Origin of the sequence: Desemzia sp. FAM 23990, from assembly GCF_045528485.1 — a bacterium.
Taxonomy (GTDB): domain Bacteria; phylum Bacillota; class Bacilli; order Lactobacillales; family Carnobacteriaceae; genus Desemzia.
On the sequence record NZ_JBGQQW010000008.1, the window covers coordinates 64,029 to 80,648 of the forward strand.

Annotated in this window: 13 protein-coding genes; 2 read left to right on the plus strand and 11 right to left on the minus strand. The window is 37.2% G+C overall.

What is annotated here, in order from left to right; translation table 11 throughout:
- Positions 1-71: 71 nt before the first annotated feature.
- The 9 genes from ACEN4I_RS04860 to ACEN4I_RS04900 form a co-directional block, all read right to left on the minus strand.
- Positions 72-971 (minus strand): helix-turn-helix domain-containing protein, encoded by a 900-nt coding sequence (locus ACEN4I_RS04860; RefSeq protein WP_407102225.1) that lies wholly within the window; start codon positions 969-971, stop codon positions 72-74.
- Positions 972-1,128: 157 nt separating this feature from the next.
- Entirely contained in the window at positions 1,129-1,854 is a 726-nt protein-coding gene (gene ymfI / locus ACEN4I_RS04865) for an elongation factor P 5-aminopentanone reductase (RefSeq protein WP_407095691.1), read from the minus strand.
- A 4-nt stretch (positions 1,855-1,858) separates the two neighbouring features.
- Positions 1,859-3,151 carry an EF-P 5-aminopentanol modification-associated protein YfmH gene (yfmH, locus tag ACEN4I_RS04870; RefSeq protein ID WP_407102223.1) on the minus strand — a complete coding sequence of 431 codons (1,293 nt, stop codon included), beginning with the start codon at positions 3,149-3,151 and terminating at the stop codon, positions 1,859-1,861.
- Positions 3,148-4,413: an EF-P 5-aminopentanol modification-associated protein YfmF gene (gene yfmF, locus ACEN4I_RS04875; RefSeq protein WP_407095689.1), complete on the minus strand. Its 1,266-nt coding sequence runs from the start codon at positions 4,411-4,413 to the stop codon at positions 3,148-3,150. The genes yfmH and yfmF overlap by 4 nt, the downstream gene beginning before the upstream one ends.
- A 198-nt stretch (positions 4,414-4,611) precedes the next feature.
- Positions 4,612-5,571 (minus strand): ABC transporter permease, encoded by a 960-nt coding sequence (locus tag ACEN4I_RS04880; protein ID WP_407095688.1) that lies wholly within the window; start codon positions 5,569-5,571, stop codon positions 4,612-4,614.
- Position 5,572: 1 nt separating this feature from the next.
- Positions 5,573-6,649 (minus strand): ABC transporter permease, encoded by a 1,077-nt coding sequence (locus tag ACEN4I_RS04885; protein ID WP_407095687.1) that lies wholly within the window; start codon positions 6,647-6,649, stop codon positions 5,573-5,575.
- Positions 6,639-8,210 (minus strand): ABC transporter ATP-binding protein, encoded by a 1,572-nt coding sequence (locus ACEN4I_RS04890; protein ID WP_407095686.1) that lies wholly within the window; start codon positions 8,208-8,210, stop codon positions 6,639-6,641. The genes ACEN4I_RS04885 and ACEN4I_RS04890 overlap by 11 nt, the downstream gene beginning before the upstream one ends.
- A 422-nt stretch (positions 8,211-8,632) precedes the next feature.
- Positions 8,633-9,709 carry a BMP family protein gene (locus ACEN4I_RS04895; RefSeq protein WP_407095685.1) on the minus strand — a complete coding sequence of 359 codons (1,077 nt, stop codon included), beginning with the start codon at positions 9,707-9,709 and terminating at the stop codon, positions 8,633-8,635.
- Between the two features lie 211 nt (positions 9,710-9,920).
- Positions 9,921-12,302 carry a DNA translocase FtsK gene (locus ACEN4I_RS04900; protein ID WP_407102222.1) on the minus strand — a complete coding sequence of 794 codons (2,382 nt, stop codon included), beginning with the start codon at positions 12,300-12,302 and terminating at the stop codon, positions 9,921-9,923.
- 329 nt (positions 12,303-12,631) lie between these two features.
- Between ACEN4I_RS04900 and ACEN4I_RS04905 the strand changes: the two genes are divergently transcribed.
- Both ACEN4I_RS04905 and yidC read left to right on the plus strand, forming a co-directional pair.
- Positions 12,632-12,919, plus strand: coding sequence for an acylphosphatase (locus ACEN4I_RS04905; protein WP_407095783.1), 288 nt, complete (start codon positions 12,632-12,634; stop codon positions 12,917-12,919).
- 69 nt (positions 12,920-12,988) lie between these two features.
- Complete coding sequence (gene yidC, locus ACEN4I_RS04910) at positions 12,989-13,909, plus strand: membrane protein insertase YidC (RefSeq protein ID WP_407102220.1); 921 nt, start codon at positions 12,989-12,991, stop codon at positions 13,907-13,909.
- A gap of 121 nt (positions 13,910-14,030) precedes the next feature.
- On the opposite strand, the gene ACEN4I_RS04915 is transcribed toward yidC, so the two are convergent.
- Both ACEN4I_RS04915 and ACEN4I_RS04920 read right to left on the minus strand, forming a co-directional pair.
- Entirely contained in the window at positions 14,031-15,419 is a 1,389-nt protein-coding gene (locus ACEN4I_RS04915) for an ATP-binding protein (RefSeq protein ID WP_407095682.1), read from the minus strand.
- Positions 15,420-15,565: 146 nt separating this feature from the next.
- Positions 15,566-16,258, minus strand: coding sequence for a response regulator transcription factor (locus tag ACEN4I_RS04920; RefSeq protein ID WP_204210399.1), 693 nt, complete (start codon positions 16,256-16,258; stop codon positions 15,566-15,568).
- Positions 16,259-16,620: the final 362 nt, after the last annotated feature.

The following is a 16,620-nucleotide window of genomic DNA, read 5'->3' on the forward strand; positions in this document are numbered from 1 at the left end:
TCCTTTAAAAAGCAAGAAAGCCTGTGGCACAATACCACAGGACTTCTTACTGTTGGTTTAATTTTGTGTGCTTACTCTTCAGATTCTGTGTCAGATCCTGAAGCATTCGTTTCAAATTGAAGTTCAATTTCTTGGCGTACATTTTCAGAAGCTTCTGGTGCATATTCAATCGCTTGTCCATTCAATTGAATAGTCGTATTTGGAGCACTGCCAATGATCATTACCACAGATTGTGTCCCTGCTGGAACTTCAGCATCCAATGTATCTCCATCACTGACCAATCCTTGTTCTACCATTGATCCATCAGCCGCAATACTTACCCAAGTATCGCCGCCTTCTGCAGCTAAAGTAACTGTGTTGGTTTCTTCAGGACTTGAAATAGAATACACAGAAGATGAGCCAGTAGAAGAGACCAATTCTACACTTGGCGCAGATTCAGATTCTTCTGATTCGCTTTGAGAACTTTCTTCTGCAGAAGATTCTTCCTCTTCTTGAGCTGAACTTTCATTTTCGCTTGAGACGACAGTCGAGGAATCTACCGATATCATATTTTCCGAGTTATTGCTTGCTGAATTAGTTACGGCTACATAAATAGCCACAACGATTGCAATCACCAACAATACGATTAAAATCGTTGGCAAATGGTCTTGAACTTTTTCCAGAAAAGAATCTTGTTTCTTATTCCCTGATCTCGTTTGACTGGAAGATACTTTTTCAACGAATTCTTCATCATGTGTATGTGGAACGGTATCATCGTATTCTTCTAGCAATTGATCTCCGTTTAAACCTACTGTGTCGGCATATTGTTTAATAAACGCTCGTGCATAAAACTTACCTGGCATCACATTGTAGTTGCCTTCTTCAATGGCAATCAAATAGCGTTTTTGAATTTTCGTAATTTGTTGTAAATCGTCTAAAGTATATCCCTTAGCTTTTCGGGCTTCTTGTAATTTTTCTCCTACTTCTGCCACAGAGCTTCTCACCTTCCTATTCTATGAAATTAGTGAGCATATAAATCTCATTCATCTAAGAGTATAACATACCCCTATAATGAGAAACATCTTTTTTGCTGTTTTTTAAGAAATTCCTTAACAATTCTTGAATCTGCTTTTAAAAAAACATCCTTTTTTATCTTAACCAGCCGCCGCTTACCGTAATCGTTTGGCCTGTTAAATACTCACTTCTTTTATCTACTAATTGCTTTACCCAAAAACTAACATCCTGTACATGCCCCAATCTTCCCACAGGAATGTCTTCTTTTAGTGCCTCTAATTCTTCAGGCGTAAAATCTTGGATCATAGTTGTCTCTATTGCACCAGGCGCAAGGGCATTTACTGTGATTCCCAGACTGGCCACTTCTTTGCTGTAAGCTTTGACAAATGCCGATTGAGCTCCTTTAGCTGTACTGTACATCACTTCCATTGCACTGCCAGCCTCTCCATAGACCGAACTGATAAACACCACACGTCCAAATTCAGATTTAGCTAGTTTAGTTTGAAGCAGCTGAATAATTTGAATCGGCGTAGTGAGATGAACTGCTAACAAATCGTGTATCTCTGTTACACTTACTTCTGTCAATAAGTGATATTCTGTAAAACCGCTGGCAAATACAACTGCATCTACTTGAAACAAGTTTTCAACGAACTTCGAAACTGACTCTTCTCTTTTCATATCCATCTGCAAGGCAAAAAAGTCCTGTTTGGGAAATTGTTCCTGCAATTCTTTTATCTGTTGTTCTACAGTGTCTCTTCCGTTGTTGTAATGCAAATACAAAGACCAACTATCTTGAGCTAATTCAAAAGCAATCGCTTGTCCGATTCCTCCGCTGGCTCCCATAATCAACGCAAATTTCATGAGCTTATTCTCCTTTAGGCAGAATACTAAATGTACTCATGTGTTCTGATACCATGAACTTAGCTGCTACTTCTTTTATATCTTCAAGTTGAATCGATTCAATGATCGGGACCATATCAAATAAAGTAGCTTCTCCAAACAGCTCTTGGCTGTATTGATTCGCAATATACTCTAAGGAATTCAACGATTGCAAATGCTGCCCAATCATTTTCTTTTTGATTAACATCAAATGCTCTTCATTCAGCTCTGAGCTATCTTTAGCTGACAACAACAATTCTTTAATAGTCTGAGCAAACTTTTCAGGCTCTTTCGTATCACTGCCTACATCTAGAAAATGGAACGACCGCTCCATCGTAAAATCATAGGAAAAGCTGTCATCAATTAAACCAGAATCGTATAAGGCTAAATAATTTTTAGACGTTGTACCGAACAATAAACTCAACAGAATACTCATCTTGGTTTTATAAGCTAATCCGTCTCTTCCAGTTGGAGGCTCTGTTACTCCTTTGACACCGATAATACTTTTAGGACGATTGACAGGCAATGTTATCGAACTGTACGCTTCAATATCCTCAACCGTTTCTTCCGGAAAATAACGTACAATTTCTTTGGGGTCGGCAAATTGTTTGTTCTTTTGATTGTCTCGGATTTCCTGCATCATCTGTTCTGGGTCTAATTTGCCGACAACAAAAAGATTCATGTTGCTGGGGTGATAAAAAGTATGGTAGCTTTCATATAAATCATCCGCTGTAATATCCATGATACTCTCTACTGTTCCAGCAATGTCGATGTGTAATGGGTGTTTAGGATACAGATTCGTCAGTAATCCAAAAAATAGGCGCCAATCTGGTTCATCATCATACATTTGTATCTCTTGAGCAATGATCCCTTTTTCTTTGTTAACTGTTTCCTCAGTAAAATAAGGCTCTTGTACAAAATCGATTAACGTCATCAAGTTTTCTTTCACTTTTTCAGTGCTCGAAAATAAATAGCTTGTACGTGTAAAGCTGGTAAAAGCATTTGCTGAAGCGCCAAACTTCCCGAACTTTTGAAAGACGTCGCCATCTTCTTTTTCAAATAATTTATGCTCTAAGAAATGGGCGATGCCGTCAGGAACAGTTGCCATTTCTTCTTTTCCTAATGGTACAAAGGTGTTGTCGATTGAACCATAATTGGTTGTGAATAACGCATAGGTTTTATGAAACTCATTTTTAGGCAGTAAGGTTACCGTTAAGCCGTTGCCCATTGTTTCTGTATAGAGTGTCTCCTGCAATTGGTCGTATTTGATTTTCTTCATTCCGCTGTGCCTCCTGTTAAAAAGAAAGTTGCTTTCAGTTGTACTTCTTTAGCAACAAAAATGACTTCTTCTTTAGTCACTTGTTCAAGTTTTGAAATCCATTCGTCAGTATCAATGACCTTGTCTAATGCTAGTTGATTCGCATATGTGCGTTCAATAACAGAACCTGGATTATCTTCAGATTGAATCACGCTATTTTTCAACATGCTTTTAGTTTGTCGAAAATCTTCTTCCGAAAAATTCCCATTTTGCATTTCTATCAGTTGTTGAGTCACAATCTCTTTTACTTTTTCAACTTCTTTACTATCAATTCCCGTTTGAACGATCATAGTTCCGTTAAAGGTATCTAAAGAACTTGAAGCATAGTAAGCTAAACTCTCTTTTTCACGTACATTCATAAACAACTTAGAATGCGGATAACCACCAAACAGCCCATTAAAAACTTGACCAGCGTAATAATGTTCATCATGGTAAAAAACAGGAGTAGTGTATCCTAAATTATACTTAGCTTGTGTAACTTCTTGGATCTCCATTTGTTGATTCGCAGTCGGTACGGCTTCTTCCCTATAAAAAATGGGAGTTTCCTTCTTCAATCTATCTTCAAACTCAAATTTAGTAAACACTTCGGCTACTTTTTCCTCTGTTACATCTCCTAAAACATATATGTCTATCTCATCATGAGATAATAAATCTTGATAATCGTTAAATAGACTTTCACTGGTAATCGATTTAAGGTCGGATTTCAATCCGATACTCGGCACTTGTTGATTTTCATCTTCAAATAATAAGCGCAGCAAAGCTAATTTAGCATATGTTTGTTTATCATCTAAAAGACTGTCGTAATCATCAGCCAGTTTGGCTTTTTCGCGAGTAAATGTTGTCTTATCGAAGGCATCATTTTCAGCATTTGGATAGAATAAAATTTCTTTCAGAAAATCTGCTGCTTCCTCTAATAAGTTTGATTCCATACTGATAAATTTATCATTTACTATACTCATTCCAACAGAGAAGATATGATAAGAACCTTTTTTGGAAATGGTCGTTCCAAAACCAGCACCGTATAAATCAGACAGTTTTGATCTTAAAGCTGTTTGATTAGGGTATTTTTTACTGTTTACTTCTAACAAACTAGCGATTAGTGTTCTTCTCGTGGCTAATCCTTTCTTCAAAGGTGTTTTGAATTTCAAGCTGATTTGAATCGTTTTATATTTTTTTGTTGGTAATACGTGTAAATGGACCCCTTTTGCTAGGTTCGTCACCATAGTTATTCCTCCTCAATCAAATAAACTGCACTTATTTATCTTAGTTGAAATAGCTTGAAAAATAAAGGGATTGGAAAACAAATAAAAAAAAGTGTTGCAGCTCAATAAATGAACTGCAACACTTTTTTTTGAATGGAAAAAGAGGATGCTGACTTCATGAAAAATGCTCAACGAGTCAAACTATTCTGTTCCACGTTCTTATTTTGACTTGATGTATGTTACACCATTTGCTGCTGGTCCTTCTGATTTTCCGATTACTCCTACTAATACTACAATAGTGATGACGTATGGAGCGATATCTAAAAAGACACTTGGAATGGTATTGATAACTGGGATATAAGAACCGGTAACAGCTAAACTTTGTGCTAAACCAAAGAAAATCGCTGCTCCCATTGCTCCAAGTGGATTCCATTTACCAAAAATCATTGCAGCCATAGCCATAAATCCTTGACCAGCTATGGTAGATGCCGCAAATTGAGAAGAAATCAATTGGGCTTGAATCGCTCCACCCATACCACCTAAAACTCCAGAAATTAACACTCCTGAATATTTCATAGCGTAAACATTGATTCCTAATGTATCTGCTGCTTGCGGGTGTTCACCAACTGCTCTTAGTCTTAGGCCAAAGCGAGTTTTAAATAAGATAAACCAACATAAAACAGCTACCACGATACCAAAGAAAGCTGGTAAATAAGTATTGTTAAAGAATATATCTCCTATTACCGGAATATCCACTAATAGAGGTACATCTGAAATCCCAAAGTTTTGAGAAATAAAATCTGTTTGTCCACGTCCATCATAAAGGATACGAGTCAAAAAGATAGCTAAAGCCGGTGCCATTAAATTGACTACTGTACCTGAGATAATGTGATCGGCTCTTAAATTAACAGTAGCTACAGCATGAATTAAAGAAAATGCTGCTCCGAATAATCCACCGATAATCATACCTACCCAAGGGGTCATATTTCCTAACTGTCCTGCAAAAGAAAGATTAAATACGATAGATGAGAAAGCCCCAATCACCATAATCCCTTCTAATCCAACGTTTACAATTCCACTTCTTTCAGAAAAAGTACCGCCTAATGCTGTTAAGATTAGAGGTGCAGAATACATCAATGCTGAGGAAACTACTAGTTGTAATAATGAAACGATATCCATTTTACTTCACTCCTCCTTTGACATCTTTTTTACCGGAAAATTTATTGATAAAGAATCGAATCAAATAGTTTGCTCCAACAAAGAAGATGATTGATGCAATAACAATATCTACCACTTCAGTTGGTACGCCAGATCCAAGAGGCATACTTGCTCCACCAATTTTCAGTACTGCAAATAATAATCCTGCAAAAACAATTCCGATAGGATGACTCAACCCTAATAACGCCACGGCCATACCATCAAACCCAACATTAGGAATACCTGCTTGAACGAAGATATTGTTAAATGTTCCTAATCCTTCTAAAACTCCGCCTAATCCAGCTAATCCACCACTGATCAGCATAGACAAAATAATATTTTTCTTAGCATTCATACCTGCATATTGAGAAGCAAACGGGTTCATTCCAACAGATCGGATTTCATACCCCATAGTCGTTTTAGTCATAAAGACCCATACTAAAATCGTTACTACAACTGCAATAAACAACCCTGCATTCACACGCGAACCACCAGCTAATTGAGACAACCAATCCATTCGAAGGCTTGCTTGTTCTGGAATACGAGATGTTGCATCTGATGAATCAGTCAACACGTTACGAATCAAATAATTGGTTACATGAAGAGCTGTATAGTTTAGCATAATCGTAATGATAACTTCACTTGTTCCAAAGTAAGCACGCAATACGCCTGCAATACCAGCCCATATTGCCCCAGCTAATACTCCGACAATTACACTAACAGGCAGTAAAATGAATCCTGAAACATCTGGAAAACTAATCGCTACCCAAACGGATACAAGCCAACCCATTAAAGCTTGTCCAGAAAGCCCAATGTTAAAGAAACCAGCTGAATTAGCAATGGAAAAACCTAATCCAATAATAATTAAGGGGCTTGCATAACGCAAAGTTTCTCCAATATAAAAGGGACTTCCTAAAGCTCCGTTTATCATGGATTGGTATCCAGCTATCGGGTCATAGCCAAATCCAAGCATAATGACTGCTCCCAAAACTAATCCCAATACAACAGATAAAATAGGAACCGTCAAATTTGTTAAGGTCTTTTTATTCTCATTTAACATTTGCTGACTCCTTTCCGCTTTGACTTTCTGAAGCTTTTGCTTTTTCTAATGAAGAACCTGCCATTAGCAACCCTAATTCTTGCTCGGTAACTTCTCTAGGATCAACAATTCCTACAATTTTTCCTTCGTACATTACAGCAATACGATCGGATACATTCATAACTTCATCTAATTCAAAACTCATTAAAAGAACAGCTTTTCCATTATCCCGTTGCTCTACTAAACTGCTGTGAATGTACTCTATTGCTCCAACATCTAATCCACGAGTGGGTTGAGCCGCAATCAAGAATTTAGGTTGGCGGGAAATTTCACGTGCAATAATGGCTTTTTGCTGATTTCCTCCTGATAATGACTCAGCAGTACTATTTTCACTTTGTGTTCTAACATCATATTGTTCAATCAATTTACGAGCACTCTCTTGCATAGCATCTTTATTCAAGAAAGTATTCTTGCTAAATGGTTCTTTATAATAAGTTTGTAATGCCATATTTTCATAAATAGTCATCGGTAAAATAAGTCCGTATTTGTGTCGATCTTCTGGTATGTGTCCTAAACCTGTTTCTGTAATCACTCGCGGCGGCAAGTTTTGGATCTCTTGACCTTCTAAAGTGATCGTTCCAGATTCTACTTTTGCTAATCCAGTGATTGCATGAATCAATTCACTTTGACCATTGCCATCAATTCCAGCAATTCCTAGAATCTCACCCGCTCTAACTTCTAAACTTAAGTCTTTAACGGCTTCTAGGCCACGATTTTCTTTTACTACAAGATTTTTTATCGTTAATACCGGATCTTTAGGTTGCGCAGGCATTTTATCCACTTTAAATGAAACAGAACGTCCAACCATCAAGTCTGCTAATTCTTGTTGTGAGGTAGATTTAACATCAACTGTATCGACACTTTTCCCACGTCGAATAACCGTACAACGGTCAGCAACAGCTTTGATTTCTTCGATTTTGTGCGTAATAATGATAATGGATTTTCCTTCTTTGGTTAACGATTTTAGAATATCCATTAATTCAGCGATTTCTTGAGGAGTTAACACAGCAGTTGGTTCATCTAAAATCAAAATATCATTTCCACGGTACAATGTTTTTAAAATCTCTGCTCGTTGTTGCATCCCTACTGAAACTGATTCTACTTTAGCTGAAGGATCTACAAATAATCCATAACGTTCAGAAAGCTCTTTGATTTCTTGTTGTGCTTCTTTTCTTTCCAAGAAACCTAATTTAGTCTTCTCAGTTCCCAAAATAATATTTTCAGTAATGGTAAATTGATCTACTAACATAAAATGTTGATGAACCATCCCAATACCTAATTTAGATGACGCACTAGGAGAAGTGATATGTACCTTTTCTCCATTTACATAAATTTCACCTGAAGTTGGTTCCAACAATCCGGAAAGTATGTTCATCAATGTTGATTTTCCTGCGCCATTTTCCCCTAATAACGCATGAACTTCTCCCTTTTTCACCGTCAAATTGATATTATCATTAGCTTTGAAGCTGCCAAATTGTTTTGTAATGCCACGCATTTCAATAACATTTGCTGTGTCGGGCATGATAATTTCACTCCTTTATTCGTTTGTCTGCTTTTTAAGCTTTAAAGATGGGAACTCACTTTTACATATTTTATCGAATTCTTAAGGTAAATACTAGTATTCATTTATTTAATGAGGATTTTTTTAATCTTTGCATGATAAAAGGGAGCCGTCCAAAAGAATATTTTGGTCGAACCCCCTTTGGTCTTTTTCAATGTATAAATTCTATCTAAGTTCTTATTTACGGGTAGTGATGAATGCCGCTGACATTCAGACTTTTAAACGCGTGAAAACCCGAACTCTTGTATCGATTCACGGTTGCCAAAGAACGTATTTTCCGCCTATCACAATTTAGAGAATAACCATACAGAGTTTTTCGGGTTTTGCACGCTTGCTCTATTAAGAGAAAAATTTATATTTTACGTAATACTGAATGCCAATAATTATTCAGCTGTTACGTCGTCTGGGTTTTCAGGAACTACAATTGTTCCATCAATGATTTGTTGTCTGTAATCTTCAACAGCAGCCCAAGCTTCATCAGTTAAATTGCCTTCAGTTAAATCAACACCGTCTTCAGCTAAACCATAGTTGCTTACTTCTCCACCAGCAAAAGTATCGTCCATTGCTTCGTTAGACATATCTTGAACAACTTGGCCTACACCTTTAAGAGTAGATGTCAGCGTTAAGTTCCCACCATCATAGTTACCTTCATCCGTTTGGTCACGGTCAACACCGATTACCCAAAGTTGTTGATCAGGATTTGCATTCATACGATCTCTAGCTTCTGTAAATACACCGTTACCTGTATCGCCTGAAGCGTGATAGATGATATCCGCACCATTTGAGTACATAGCAGCAGCTAATTGTTTCCCTTTAGCAGCATCTCCAAACGATTCAGCATATTGAACATCTACCGTGATATCTGGATTAATAGCGTAAACACCTGCTAAGAAACCAGCTTCAAAACGGTCAATAACAGCACTTTCTTGTCCACCTACAAAACCTACGTGGTCAGTTTCAGTAGTTGACGCAGCTGCAACACCTGCTAAAAAGGCAGCTTCATGGTCTTTAAACAATACAGAAGCAACATTGTCGGCTTCAATAACGTCATCAATAATCACAAATTTTTGCTCTGGATTTGCACTAGCTACTTCTTCCATAGCTGGTTTTAATTTAAATCCAATCCCATAAATCAAATTGAAATTCCCATTAACAGCTTGGTTTAAGTTAGGTACAAATTCTGAATCTTCATTAGATTGAATATATGCATAACCATTGTTTTCTTCTTTTCCGTTTTCTTCTCCCCAAGCTTGCATACCTTCCCAAGCTGATTGGTTAAATGAACCATCGTCAACTCCACCGATGTCTGTAACCATGATAATAGAAAAGTCTTCCGCAGATCCTGCTTCATCAGAAGTTGTTTCTGTATTCTCAGAGTCTCCTCCATTTCCGCAAGCTGCTAAAACCAAACCTGTTGTTAATCCTAACCCCAATAAACGCTTAATATTGCGATTTTCCACTATAATTTACCCCCGTAAAATATTTTGTAGTTTGAATTGATACTCTACCAATTCATCCTCGCTTTCATATTAACATCATTATTCAAAAAAATAAATAACAAAACGATAATTGAAACCGTTTTTGCTTAAAATCGTTCATTTTTTAACCTTTTTTTAATTCTTGACAAGTTAAGATAAATCGTAACCTGTTCGGAGCCAATCGTTACACATTTTAATTTTGTCTTGGGTCTTCTTCCAGTTCATCTGGTTCTTTTTGCAGATTCACTTTTCTTGGTTTACTTCCTTCAGAAGGTCCCACTATCCCTCTCATTTCCATTTCATCCATGAGACGAGCAGCGCGATTGTAACCTATACGAAAACGCCTTTGCAGCATTGAAATGCTGGCTGTTTCCATATCTACCACTAAAGATACGGCTTCATCAAACAATTCATCTTCTGCCTCTCCAGCCAGAGCATTTTCCGGTTCGTCTGAAGGCATCATTTCTTCAACGTAATTCGCGGACTGCTGAGTGGTTACAAAGGAAACAATTCGTTCAACTTCTGAATCAGATAAAAAGGCTCCTTGGACACGGGCAGGTTTATTTTGTCCCATTGGTAAATACAACATATCTCCACGGCCGAGCAACTTTTCGGCTCCATTGCTATCAATAATTGTTCGGGAGTCCGTACCACTCGAAACTGCAAAAGCAATCCTTGAAGGAACATTGGCTTTGATGATACCGGTAATAACATCTACACTTGGACGTTGTGTAGCCAAAATCATATGGATACCAGCAGCGCGGGCCATCTGTGCCAATCTGGTGATAGCATCTTCTACTGAATTACTTGCTACCATCATCAAATCAGCCAACTCGTCTACAATGACTACAATGAATGGTAATGTAGGCTGGTTTTCTCCATTTTCTGCGTTTTTTTCATGGACATGCTCATTATAACCAGTAATATTTCTCATTCCAGTTGTTGCAAACAATTCATAGCGTCGTTCCATTTCCTCTACTACTTTTTGTAAAGCCTGTGCCGCTTTTTTAGGATTTGTTACAACAGGTGTCAGCAAATGAGGAATCCCGTTATATACATTCAGCTCCACTTTTTTAGGATCGATCATCATCAATTTGACTTCATTCGGCTTGGATTTCATTAATAAACTAGTAATGATTCCATTGATACAGACTGATTTCCCACTACCCGTTGATCCAGCAATCAGCAAATGAGGCATCTTGGTTAAATCGGCTAATGCAATATTCCCTGATATATCTCTTCCTAGTGGAACTTCCAGCATTTTTTCTTTGTTCCCCGCATAATTTTCCATCACGTCTCTGAAAGAGACGACATTTACTTCATTATTCGGCACTTCAATACCAATAAAAGGTTTTCCAGGAATAGGAGCTTCCATCCGAATATCTTTAGCTGCAAGAGAAAGCGCAATATCATCACTTAGATTAACGATTTTACTCACTTTTACTCCAATAGCTGGTTTAACTTCGTATTTCGTGACTGCTGGACCTAGTCTTGCTTTCACTACCTTAGCGTCGACGCCAAAACTGTCAAATGTTTCTTCCAACTTTCTAACATTCTTTTCGACAATTTTGTATTCTCCAGATTGGTCCTGATGCTCTACTTCATTCAACAATGTAAATGGCGGCAACTGATAATCTTCATTTTCTACTTCAGCTGAAATATCAAAATCCAGCGGCACTGCCTCGCCTTGTTCAGATTCTTCAGAAGCCGCCTGCTCCTTATTGACTGAATTACCTTTTGTTGGATTTAGAGATGGATTTTGTTGATAACTATCAATTTCTAACGTTACTTGTTCTGCTTTTTCATGGTTTGCATTCTGTTCTCCCATAGAAGCAGAGTCTGCAAGAGATAAATTTTCTTTCGGCTGAACCGGCTCTTTTGCCTCAGTCTTTTTGACAACTGTTTTTTTTTCGGTTTTTTTGTTAGATTCTTTTCTTGTAGCTTGTTTCTGCCGCGTTTTTTCTTTTACGACTAAACTCACTTCTACTATTTTATGCGCTACAAATTTCAGTCCCGAACGGATATACTCTAACGCTTTTCCAAAAGATAACTGAAAGATAAAGAAGACGCCGATCACTCCTAATACAGCCGAGAATAAGTAGCTTCCCCATTGTGCTCCTAGAAAATAGCTGGCAGCATAAACCAATGCCCCCAACATACCTCCGCCTAAGGGGTGTATCAATTCATTATTGCTTAAATCAACCATAAAAAAGCGTAAGGTAGCTGTGATGACATTGGTCCCAGGTTCCATGAGCCCTGTAAAGAGACGGGTATGCAGGAACAGAAGAATGCCTAAATACAACAAGAACATCCCAACTAAACGCTTATTTTTGAAAGGAGGTTCCTCGCCTTTTAATAGTAAAAACAACCCATACAATCCTAATAAAATGGAGGCTCCCAGATAGGTGTCTCCAACAAAAAATCGAAATGCATTTGCGCTTAATACTCCAATAAAGCCTACACTTGTAATAGAGAATAAACTTAAAATAATAAATATAAATCCAATAACTTCAATAGAGATACTTTGTTTCTTTTTCGTTTTTTTAGTTGTTTTTTTTCTTTTAGTAGCCAACATTTTACCCCTTTCGCATACTCTCTTCCTCATTATACACAAAATTTCGATACTAAGGAATGCGTCAGTTCGATTTGTTATCTCCTTCAGTGTCTTCTCTATTAGTTGACCTTGATTGTGTAACTCGATAAAATAGAAGTGCTTAATAGTCGGTAGAATTTTTCATGTATCGTATCGGACAGAGATGATTCACATCTCTTTTAATTTAAATGGATAAGGGGGTTTTTATAGTGAAAAGTTTTTTCTCACAACTAAAAGGTAAACTGACGGGTGATTCTAAAAGCAATAAAGCTTCGGTCTCTTCTTCCACAACTTCTCCCATCAATCAGCCCATGGATCCAACTACAAGAAAAATCCGCATGATTGTTGAAGGGTTAGTGCAAGGAGTAGGTTTTCGTTATACGACCAAACAAGTTGCTGATCGTATTGGAGTTTCTGGAATCGTACGCAATGAAAATGACGGAACAGTTTATATTGAAGCCAATGGTGAAGTAGACAAAATAGCTGAATTTATTGAAGCTATAAGAAAATCGCCTTCTCCAAGTGCTAACGTTGAACACGTTACTATAGAGGAAGATGCAACTATTGAAGAACGTGTTAAATTTTCTATAAGCAATTGAAATGCTTTATTGAATCCTGTATAGTTATCGTTAGTATTGACTTTTAAACTATACGAAGGATTGTGAAAAATGATAAAGAATAAAAAAGTTCAATTAACAGCAACACTCGCTGGGCTGATGCTTTTCCTTTCGGGATGTATGAGTTACGACACAAATGGGAATCCTACAGGCGTTATTTATGAGTACTTGGTGACGCCCTTACAACAATTGATTATTCGGTTAGCAGACCTTTTTGGAGGCAACTATGGTTTAGCGATCATCGCGATCACCATTATTGTGCGAGTCATTATCTTACCAATGAATCTAAGCCAGTCAAAAAAAGCTTTGGTTCAGCAAGAAAAAATGGCTTTAGTAAAACCTGAAATGGATGAAATTCAAGCAGCTTTGAAAAACGCACAAACAAATGAAGAAAAATCTGAAATTCAACAAGAAATGATGGCATTTTATAAAGCCAATGACATCAATATGCTTGGTGGTATCGGATGTCTGCCTTTATTGATCCAAATGCCCGTGTTTACAGCAATGTATCAAGCGATCAATTTGTCCAATGAAATTGCCAGCAGTACTTTCCTTGGTGTGAATCTGGGAGAATCTTATATTCCATTTGCAATTATTGCAGGAGCGATTTACTTGGGACAAGCCTATGTTTCCATGATGGGAATGACGCCTGAGCAAAAGAAACAATCTCGTACCATGATGTTTATGAGTCCGATTATGATTACAATGATTTCCTTCTCCTCTCCAGCCGGATTAGCTTTATACTGGATCGCTGGTGGAATATTTGCAATGGCACAATCGTTCATCACAAATATGGTTTTCAAACCTAAATTGAAGGCTAAATTAGCAGAAGAGTTCAAAAACAAACCAAAAGTTGAACTGAAAAAAAGACGTCCAACAATTATAGAAGAAAAAGAACCTACTCCACAGACCTCTTACCGAGAGCGCAATAGCAGTCAAGGTAGAAATGCTGGAAAACAACGAAATAAATAATACAACACAGAAAAAAACATCTATCTGCGTACGATAGATGTTTTTTATTTTTCGCCGCATGATTCATTTGAAAAAGCATTTGGGCTGGAAAACCCAAATGCTTTTTTCAAATTGATTCAGTTTATCCGTTTAGTTTATCTGTTTCTTTATAAATAGGTAATGTAATTCTAAAAATAGAACCATGGTTTAATACACTGTCTACTGAAATATTGCCTTTATACCCCAACAATAATTCTTTAGCAATAGATAAACCTAAACCATTTCCGCCTTTATGGCGACTTCTGGCTTTATCTACTCGGTAAAAACGATTAAAGATTTTATCCGCATCTTCAGGTGTCATGCCTTCTCCGAAATCTTGGATCGCTACATGAACGAACTTATCATCCGAAGCAATAGATATATGCACTTCATTCCTGTCAGTCGAATATTTAACGGCATTGTCTAGTAATATAATGAGAATTTGTTCTAAGTGATTGCGGTAAATGGAAACGTATATTTCTTCGTCTACATCATCATCTAAATTAAAAACAAAATCAGGATGGATCATTTTAAAGTTGTTGAAATTTTGATGAACCACTTGCTTGATCGGTGTTTTTTCATTTTTGTAATGAATCTCCACTTGTTCTGCACGGGATAAATCCAACATTTCTTGAACCAGTGTCTTCATTCTCCCTATCTCTTGCAAGGAGGCTAAAAGGGATTCATCCAATATTTCAGGATCTTCCTTGCCCCAACGGTTCAATAGTTTCAAATGACCTTCCATAACCGCCACAGGAGTCCGCAGTTCGTGAGAAACATCCTCTACAAATTGTTTTTGTTGTTCAATATACTGCTGCATTTTATCCAACATATCGTTAAAAACTGTTGATAAATAAGCCAGTTCATCATTTGTATCCGATACAGGAATACGAGATTGTGATTGAGTATCTTTGCGAATATCGTTCATAGTGTTGGTCATCGTTTTTATAGGTTTTAAAAATCTGCTCGCCAATAAGAATCCCGTAACGCCACTAAAAAGAAACGCAAATATTCCAATCAAAAACACAGCCGAAATAATTTGATCAGACATATCATGATAATCTTGTAGTGCATTTGTCACGTGCAAATACCCAATCAAAATTCCGTTTTGGCTGGAATAGATGGGTGCAATTCCAGCTATTCCTTCTTTGCCATTGATATCAATCAAATTAACGGTTAATTTTGATTTTGGTTCGAACGAAACATCACTCGGTTTAGACTCAAACAATAACCTTGATGTAGGACTATAAATACGTACAACGACACCTTCTTCACTCATCTCGGCATAGAGGGTGTCTTCGTAATTTCCTGATGGACCAATCAACAGATTACGCTGATCAAAGTTCCCATCTACTTCAGAAGCAGCGGGTGTGTACGTAGGACTTAGCGCTTGATAGACCGTCGCTTTGGTTAATACATCTGATTCAATATTTAGCCGATTCGTTACACCTGTAATAACATCTTTTACATTTTCATCTTCTTGACTCAGCATAATCTGCCTAAAACTGAAAAAGATGGTAACAGAAAATATCATGTACGTCAGAAAAATAGCTATTGCTACGATAATGGACCATTTCCATTTTAGAGAAATCCGCTTAGATGTCTTTGCTTCTTTGTTCCTATTATTAAGGAAGTCTCTCACGAACGCATCACATAGCCTGTTCCGCGCACTGTTTGAATATAACTTTCATGTCCTGGAACATCCAGTTTATTCCGCAAATAACGAATGTAAACATCTACTACATTTGTTTCTACTTCTGTTTCATATCCCCAAACTTTATTCAGCAAAACATCTCTTGATAACACAACGTTTACGTTTTCCATCAATTCTAAAATCAATTCATATTCACGTTTAGTCAATTCAATAGCTTCTTCGCCTCTGCGAACGATACGATTTTCTTTTTCAACAACAAGGTCGCGATAGCTGACCGTAGTTTGTTTGGTCATATTTTGTTCGCCTTCAATATCGATACGACGCAATAAAGCCCGTAAACGAGCTAATAATTCTTCAATTGCAAAAGGTTTTACAATGTAGTCATCTGCTCCGTGGTCTAATCCAGAAACTCTGTCAATAACCGAATCACGTGCTGTCATCATAATGATAGGTACATTGCTGACTTGACGAATACGGCGACAAACATCGATCCCATTCAATTCAGGCAACATAACATCAAGCAAAATGACATCCCAATGTTCTTTTTCATCTAATGCAGCTTCTAGACCATTACGACCATCGTAACGTACATCGGTTTCGTAACCTTCATGTTTCAATTCAAGTTCCACAAATCTAGCTAAATTCTTTTCATCTTCAATAATCAATACTTTACTCATAGAGGTAATTTCGCTCCTTTTTTTATCCATATCCGTTGACACGCCATTGTTACAATAGCACGATTATTTAAACTTCTCAATGAATTTCTCATTTCTCTTTTACCATTTTACCATAAATTAGAATAAAATGAGAACAACAACTTTCCAAAGTCTCAAATTATTTAGCGAATGGTGATGGAGTCTCTTGTTTAATCCAAAAATGAAAAAATATTTGACACAGCCTGTCTAAAGAGAGCATAGAGAAGGACTTCCTGCTGATGGACCGACCAACTATTCTTTCCCCGTCAATTTAGACGCTCGTAAAGACAGGATTAGAACTTTTTGTCCTAATCCTGTCTTTACATTAATAGGTTCTGCTATAA

Coding starts and splice junctions, on each gene's coding strand:
- yfmH (WP_407102223.1), bottom strand. CDS start 3,151: ATGAAGAAAATCAAATACGACCAATTGCAGGAGACACTCTATACAGAA.
- ACEN4I_RS04890 (WP_407095686.1), bottom strand. CDS start 8,210: ATGCCCGACACAGCAAATGTTATTGAAATGCGTGGCATTACAAAACAA.
- ACEN4I_RS04905 (WP_407095783.1), top strand. CDS start 12,632: ATGGATCCAACTACAAGAAAAATCCGCATGATTGTTGAAGGGTTAGTG.
- ACEN4I_RS04900 (WP_407102222.1), bottom strand. CDS start 12,302: ATGTTGGCTACTAAAAGAAAAAAAACAACTAAAAAAACGAAAAAGAAA.
- ACEN4I_RS04920 (WP_204210399.1), bottom strand. CDS start 16,258: ATGAGTAAAGTATTGATTATTGAAGATGAAAAGAATTTAGCTAGATTT.
- ymfI (WP_407095691.1), bottom strand. CDS start 1,854: ATGAAATTTGCGTTGATTATGGGAGCCAGCGGAGGAATCGGACAAGCG.
- yidC (WP_407102220.1), top strand. CDS start 12,989: ATGATAAAGAATAAAAAAGTTCAATTAACAGCAACACTCGCTGGGCTG.
- ACEN4I_RS04880 (WP_407095688.1), bottom strand. CDS start 5,571: ATGGATATCGTTTCATTATTACAACTAGTAGTTTCCTCAGCATTGATG.
- ACEN4I_RS04915 (WP_407095682.1), bottom strand. CDS start 15,419: ATGCTGAGTCAAGAAGATGAAAATGTAAAAGATGTTATTACAGGTGTA.
- ACEN4I_RS04885 (WP_407095687.1), bottom strand. CDS start 6,649: ATGTTAAATGAGAATAAAAAGACCTTAACAAATTTGACGGTTCCTATT.
- yfmF (WP_407095689.1), bottom strand. CDS start 4,413: ATGGTGACGAACCTAGCAAAAGGGGTCCATTTACACGTATTACCAACA.